4 protein-coding genes and 1 riboswitch are annotated in these 5,924 nt (G+C 39.0%); all 4 genes read right to left on the reverse strand.

The genetic code is table 11. The features are described from left to right. Positions 1-98: riboswitch (purine riboswitch) on the reverse strand. Positions 99-355: 257 nt separating this feature from the next. The 4 genes from ACFVSH_RS22010 to ACFVSH_RS22025 all read right to left on the reverse strand — a co-directional run bounded on the left by ACFVSH_RS22010 (position 356) and on the right by ACFVSH_RS22025 (position 5,689). After that, a complete protein-coding gene (locus tag ACFVSH_RS22010) occupies positions 356-1,873 on the reverse strand; it encodes a carboxypeptidase M32 (RefSeq protein WP_387597501.1) in 1,518 nt (505 codons plus the stop codon). Between the two features lie 133 nt (positions 1,874-2,006). Beyond that, positions 2,007-3,923 carry an ATP-dependent DNA helicase gene (locus ACFVSH_RS22015; protein ID WP_387597503.1) on the reverse strand — a complete coding sequence of 639 codons (1,917 nt, stop codon included), beginning with the start codon at positions 3,921-3,923 and terminating at the stop codon, positions 2,007-2,009. A gap of 223 nt (positions 3,924-4,146) precedes the next feature. Next, entirely contained in the window at positions 4,147-4,347 is a 201-nt protein-coding gene (locus ACFVSH_RS22020; protein WP_034307871.1) for a cold-shock protein, read from the reverse strand. A 193-nt stretch (positions 4,348-4,540) separates the two neighbouring features. After that, entirely contained in the window at positions 4,541-5,689 is a 1,149-nt protein-coding gene (locus tag ACFVSH_RS22025; RefSeq protein WP_387707824.1) for a THUMP domain-containing class I SAM-dependent RNA methyltransferase, read from the reverse strand. Positions 5,690-5,924 lie beyond the last annotated feature (235 nt).

The following is a 5,924-nucleotide window of genomic DNA, read 5'->3' on the forward strand; positions in this document are numbered from 1 at the left end:
ATCTATTACTCACCCATAGTCGAATTATTTACGGTAATCCGGTAGAAACTTGCAGGCCATATCCCTGCTATTATACGAGTGAAACTTTATATTTCATTAATATATGAATTATAACAACGCTGGCTCTATTTGAAAAGGTATTTTTGATAAAAACCGAACTTTCATTTAAAGAATTAAATCATCATTCGTATTATTAGAAAATTGCGAAATCACACAACCAACAGGGTTTTCCTATCAAAAGAAAGAATCACCCCTTCTCCATGTTCCATTTACCGTTATCCTACACGTCACTTTTACAACTGCCCATAAAAAAAAGAAGGTCTTGGCATTCAATCCAAGTCCTTCTTCTTTTGATTCATTTGATTTTATAAACTTCTTTATATTTATTTTCAAGATACTTTATTAAATACTGAACATTCAGGCCCTCTCCTGTCGTTTCCTTCAAAATCTCAAGAGGCTTTTTTGTTTTTCCGTATTTATGTATCTTTTCATTAAGCCATTTCCTGATTGGAGCAATATCACCCGCTTCCAACAGGCCATCAAAATCAGGCAAATCTTTAAGCATCGATTGCTTGATTTGGGCTGCATACATATATCCCAATGCATAAGAAGGGAAGTAACCAAAACTGCCATCTGCCCAGTGTACATCTTGCAACACGCCCATGGCATCATTTTCAGGCACAATCCCCAAATAATCCTTGTATTTTTCATTCCAGACTTCCGGTAAATCCTTCACTTCAAGTTCTCCATTAAAAAGAGCCTTTTCCAGTTCATACCGAATCATAATATGTAGGGGATACGTCAGTTCATCTGCTTCAATACGGATGAACGATGGTTTTGATTCGTTAATGCCCCGGTAAAATTCATCCAGTGTCACATCATTGAATTGTTCGGGAGCATATTCTTTTAATAAGGAGAATTTATTTTTCCAGAAGCTATGATTCCGTCCAATGAAGTTTTCGAAAAACAATGATTGTGATTCATGGATACCCATTGATGTCCCGCCGTCGAGAAGTGTTCCAGTTAATTCTTCGGCGATATTCTGCTCATAAATGGCATGTCCGCATTCATGGATGGTACCAAAAATCGCCCCTCTAAAATCATTTTCATCGTATCGGGTCGTCACCCGTACATCGCCCCTGTTTATTTTAATTTCAAAAGGATGAACTGTTTCATCCAGCCTGCCAGCCTTGAAATCGTATCCTAGCTGTTTTAAAAATTCCAAGTTCAGTTGATGCTGCTTTTCTTTTGGAAATTCTTTATAAAGGAACGCTGTTTCAGGTCTATGTTCGCTTTCGGCAATCTGTTTTACCAATGGAACGATCCTCGCCCGGAGCTCACTGAATACGCTGTCAAGTATATCTACGGTCATTCCTGGTTCATACATATCTAAAAGTGTATTATATTTCGTCCCTTCATAACCCCAGTACTCTACGAACCTACGGGTATAAGCTACAATTTGCTCCAGATAAGGTTGAAATAATGAAAAATCAGCTTTTTCCCTTGCCTCTTCCCATGCACTTTCAGAACGCGACTGTAAAATGACGAATTCCTTATATTCGTTGGCAGGAATTTTCTTATTCCTTTCAAACTCTTTTTTACACTCTTGTACCATTTTATTCGTCGTTTCACTAAGAGTAGCTTTCTCCAGCGAAAGTTCGGCAATGAAGAATTCCATTTCTTTACTTGTGCTCATATTAAACACCTCGGAGGAAAGCACGCCGATAACTTCGGAACGCTGCTCAACTCCCTGTTTCGGTGCACCTGTACGTAAATCCCAAAAAATTAACGCGAGAGCTTCATTATAGGCCGAGATTTTCTTTACATATTCTCTAAACTCTTTTTCTATCAGATCGATACCCTTTTTTTTCATATTCACTGCTCCTTCCAACTACACTTTACCATATTATACAAAAGTCTTTCATATCAGAACCACTTCGATTAATAAATAAAAATAAAATAAGAGCCAAGGGGCACCTTGGCTCTTATTTATGACTGGACTTTAGTTAAAGCGTTACAGGAAGAATCGATACAATCTTCTCTTTCACCTGTTCCGAAAGATCCTTTTCAGTCAAAATCTGGACTGTTCCCGAATCATTGCTCGTCCTGATCAATCGCCCTATTCCCTGGCGCAAACGAAGGAGCATGTATGGAAGATCCACTTCTTCGAATGCGTCTGTAACCGAGTTGCGTTTGGCCTCGAAAACCGGATCACGCGGCGGGAATGGAAGGGAGTGTATCACTACATTTTGTAATGAAGGACCTGGAACATCAAGCCCTTCCCATAAATGATAGGAGAAAAGGACAGATTGCTCCTCTTCCTGGAACTTTTTAACAAGCTCGCTGATTTCCGCTTCCCCTTCAAAATAAAATGGATAAGAAGATATTGGGCAGTTTTCCTTGAACCAATGCAATTCCTCTTTTGAATGAAATAATACTAGTGTTCGACCTTCATTTTCCTCAATTGACTTCATCGTATATTTAAGTTTCGCCAATTGATCTCCATTTTCGAAGACTGGCATGTTCATTTTCATGACTTCATCGTAATCAAATGGTGATTCAACGGAGAAGCTGTCATACTTTTCTATCCCTAAACTATCTGCAATATATTGGAAGGATTTATTATCCGATAATGTTGCCGATGAAAAAATGTACGGGATTTTTTTAGAGAATACCTGTTCAGACAGTATATCCTGTACAAGCCTTGGCATGATGACCAATGTTTTGGTCATTTCATTTTCTTCAAACCAGGAAACGGCCTGTTCATCCTTCACGAATAGAGAAAGGGAGTAGCCCAGCTGCTCTAAATATTCTTCCGTCACTTTTAAATCATAATCATTGATCGTGTACATTTCCGCTTCAAAAACAAGGTTCTCCTCTAGCTCTTCAACCTTTTTGTGAAGCTTTTGGGCGAAACTTGTTATTTCTTTGGACATCGGAATTTCATAACGATTAGATCCGCTGACATGAATCGCTTTTTCATCCAACAAATCAAAAAATTCTTCGTTGATATCAATTAAATCCTCAATGATGTATAAAGTTTCTTCACGAACCTGATTGGCTGTAAGCAATTCTAAAACCGAAGCAAGGGTCTGTTCCCCAACTTTATACGTTAAAGCCTTTTGAGCTGCAAATTCCAATAGGTGTCCTTCATCAAAGACAACGCAGCTATGATCAGGCAGCAATGGTAACTGACCTTCACGCTTACGCTTTTCCTTAGTCCATACATGCTCCATGAAGAAGTCATGTGAACAAATGATCAAATCACTTGATTTTCGGTAGTGGTCCCGTGACAAGGTTTGCCCACAACGATGGCGTTTATCACAAGTAAAACAGTTTTGGAGCTGATCCCAGCCAACTTTAGACCAGTCTTCATCATTTAAATATGGATACTGTTTACGGTCCCCATATGCTGTATAGGCGTTCATGGATGAGTTATCATGGACAAACTTAGGAAGTTCATCATATAGCTGATCTATTCCCTCGGAATCTTCGTGATTCACTGCGTAATCCAATTTCTTAAGACATACATATTGATCGTGATACTTGGCAAGCCGAACATCCACTTCAATACCTAAAGCATTCTTGATTTTTTGGATGTCGCCTTCCTCTTTGACAAGCTGTTCAATCAACGTTTCATCCGCACACGAAATAATTGCAGGTTTATTCGTATATCTCGCATAACAAATCGCATATAGTAAATAGACCAAAGTCTTACCGGTCCCTACCCCTGCTTCAGCAAAACTAACATTCTTTTCTTTAAAGGCTTTTTCTAACTGAAAAGCCATGAAGATTTGTTCGTCGCGCAGCTCAAATCCTTTTTCGGGAAGAATATCGTAAAAAACATCACCGATCCATTCTGAAAGCTTATCGTAAAAAGAATCTTCCTTTGTTACCGAAAAAGGCAGTGTTTTAAGCATCATGGTCTCCCCTTTTATCTATCATCAGTATATAGTATCGAATCATTACAATCTTAGGCAAAAGTATATTATCCTTTATTTCACATTAATAGTCAAGATATTTACCAACCATCAGAAATGAAGCGTATTTTGTATGTTTTTCTATGTATGCTGCCTGGTTGCCCGATTCGTAAAATAAAAGACAGGCTCCAAAAGAGAGCCTGCCTGTAAATAATATAGGGTTGAATTAAGCTTTGTTTACGTTTGATGCTTGTGGTCCACGTTGACCTTGTTCTACATCAAATGTAACGTCTTGGCCTTCTTCAAGTGTTTTGAAACCTTCGCCTTGGATAGCTGAGAAATGTACGAATACATCGTCTCCACCTTCACGTTCGATGAATCCAAAACCTTTTTCTGCGTTAAACCATTTTACTTTACCTTGTTCCATTTTTGTTGCCTCCTAGTGTGTTCTCCACACATTATATTACTATCCTTGCTCAAAAAAATATTAAGGTATTCCTTAAATCTGAACAAAAATAATTCATTATTAGAATAACAGAAAAGGAAATGATAAGCAAGACTGGAACCTATTATGAATAAATCGTCCTGAGTATCAAAATCCTCCGTTATATTCTACCTACTTATTCACCTTGAGGCTGTCTTGGCGGCCTTTTCCCCCAATATTGATAAAGGTCAGCACGGATGAAACCGTTGAACAATTTCCTTTTTTTCGTTGCAGGCTTACCGTAATGCTGTTCGAAGTCAGGATTGGAGGTAATCATGTATACTGACCATGTATCAAGCTTCTTGAAAGCTTGGCCCATTTCTCTATACATCTGCTCAACTGCTTTTTTCTCACCAAGCCGTTCTCCATAAGGCGGGTTCCCGACAATGACACCATACTCATTCCTTGTCGAGATATCCCTAACCTGCATTTGTTTAAATTCAACCAGATCACCAAGACCTGCTTCAAAACTATTCGCTTTAGCTATATCGACCATTCGATGGTCAATATCGCAACCGGTTATGTCCAAATACTGATCATAATCGGCTAAATCTTCAGCTTCAATCCGTGCTTCATCCCAAACCTTGCTATCCATCCATGCCCAAGTTTCAGATACGAATTCCCGGTTAAACCCAGGTGCTATGTTCTGCCCAATTAAGGCTGCCTCGATGGGAATCGTTCCAGACCCGCAAAATGGATCTATGAAAGGTTTATCCGGTTTCCAATTGGTCAGCATGATTAAGGCAGCCGCCAATGTTTCTTTAAGGGGTGCCTCCCCCTGCCCTGTCCGATACCCCCGTTTATGCAAACCTGCACCTGAAGTATCTATGGTAAGTGTCACTACATCTTTTAAAATAGACACTTCAATTTTAAACAAAGGACCAGTCTCTGCAAACCAAGACACTTGCTTATATTTACTTTTCAATCTATCAACAATCGCCTTTTTGACAATAGCCTGACAATCCGGGACACTGTAGAGTTTTGACTTAACGGATTTTCCACTCACAGGGAACTCTACATCGGCTGATAAGTAATCTTCCCAATTCAATGCCTTTGTTTTTTCAAACAACTCATCAAATGAATATGCTTTAAATTCCGCAACTTTAATTTTTACCCTATCGGCACTGCGCAGCCATAAATTAGAGCGGGCAATGGCGGATTGGTCGCCTTTATATGTGATTTTACCATTTTCGACTTGACAATCGTAACCAAGATCCCTAACCTCCTTGGCAACAATTGATTCCAATCCCATTGCTGATGTTGCGATAATATCGAATTGTTTCATTAATCTTGCACCTTCTTTCCATTAATCCAAATCAATGGCACCTTTTCCCGAATTTCTTCATTTATGTATTTAAGAATCAGGCATTGATTTTTTACATATAAACCTTTTTAAAAAGGTCCACCGCTTTTTTATATTGGCTGTTTTCGCATACTTTGTTGCTATTTACCAAGTAAAGCGTTTTGGTTGATTTCCCCTCCAGATGCTCGCTTTCCGCGGGGCGGGCGGTGAGCCTCCT

The organism is Peribacillus sp. NPDC058002, from assembly GCF_042886655.1.
GTDB classification, from domain to species: domain Bacteria; phylum Bacillota; class Bacilli; order Bacillales; family DSM-1321; genus Peribacillus; species Peribacillus aracenensis.

Coding starts and splice junctions, on each gene's coding strand:
- ACFVSH_RS22010 (WP_387597501.1), bottom strand. CDS start 1,873: ATGAAAAAAAAGGGTATCGATCTGATAGAAAAAGAGTTTAGAGAATAT.
- ACFVSH_RS22015 (WP_387597503.1), bottom strand. CDS start 3,923: ATGATGCTTAAAACACTGCCTTTTTCGGTAACAAAGGAAGATTCTTTT.
- ACFVSH_RS22020 (WP_034307871.1), bottom strand. CDS start 4,347: ATGGAACAAGGTAAAGTAAAATGGTTTAACGCAGAAAAAGGTTTTGGA.
- ACFVSH_RS22025 (WP_387707824.1), bottom strand. CDS start 5,689: ATGAAACAATTCGATATTATCGCAACATCAGCAATGGGATTGGAATCA.